This is a genomic window from Oceanospirillum linum (genome assembly GCF_001995095.2).
Classification (GTDB): Bacteria; Pseudomonadota; Gammaproteobacteria; order Pseudomonadales; family Halomonadaceae; genus Oceanospirillum; species Oceanospirillum linum.
Map to the genome: position 1 here is coordinate 1 of NZ_MTSD02000181.1, position 408 is coordinate 408.

General features: G+C 38.5%; 1 protein-coding gene. It reads right to left on the bottom strand.

Annotated elements, in window-relative coordinates; all coding sequences use genetic code 11:
- Positions 1 to 75: 75 nt before the first annotated feature.
- A partial coding sequence (locus BTA35_RS17220) for a glutamate ligase domain-containing protein (protein WP_439098067.1) occupies positions 76 to 408 on the bottom strand: 333 nt, incomplete at its 5' end.

Below are 408 nucleotides of genomic sequence, written 5' to 3' on the forward strand. Positions count from 1 at the left end.
CAATTGTAACGTGCATACAAAGAGAAACGAGAACTGTCTATACGACTAATTCTCGTCTCTTGTTCTTTTCATAAATTAAGCTTTTTCTTCAGCAATATAAGCTTTTACAATTTCAATATCACTTTCATACGGCATTGCTTGTCCGTTTACTTTAATTGTTTTTTCACTGCCCTTACCCGCTAATACAACTGCACTTTGACTATCAGCCATCGCTAATGCTTGTAAAATGGCTTGCTTGCGATCTTCTTCAAGAATGACTTGGACACTTGGATTGGTAATCGCAGCTTTGATTTCCTCACTAATACTTGCAACTTGTTCAAAATTTGGATCATCCGCTGTTAAAAAGGCAACATCGGCTTCTTCACTAATTGCCTTGCCCATATCCGGTCTTCTAGATAAGGCCTTCCC